1 protein-coding gene is annotated in these 258 nt (G+C 75.2%); it reads right to left on the bottom strand.

Annotated features, from left to right (window positions below):
• Positions 1-258: hypothetical protein (locus R0J88_RS21425; protein WP_410901088.1), on the bottom strand; the 258-nt coding region annotated here is incomplete at both ends.

The raw sequence follows: 258 nt of genomic DNA, 5'->3' as shown, positions 1-258 counted from the left end.
ACGTGCTGCGTCCACGCAAGCCAGCCGACCGGCAGCACGAGGAACGGCGCGGACACGACGAGCGCCCAGCAGATCACCTGCCAGCCGCCGATCTGGCGCGCGAGGCGCGCGCCTTCCGCATAGCCGAGCGCGCCGATGCCGACCGCGACGAGCATCAGCGCGTCGCCCGCCTGCACGGTGCCGCCGCCGTCGCGCAGCGCGAACGCGATCACGAGCGCGCTGCCCGCCAGCGCGCTGGCCCAGAACGCCTTCGACGGG

Source organism: Pseudoalteromonas sp. SIMBA_162 (assembly GCF_046535955.1).
GTDB classification, from domain to species: domain Bacteria; phylum Pseudomonadota; class Gammaproteobacteria; order Enterobacterales; family Alteromonadaceae; genus Pseudoalteromonas; species Pseudoalteromonas marina.
This window is presented reverse-complemented; position numbering and strand designations above follow the sequence as displayed.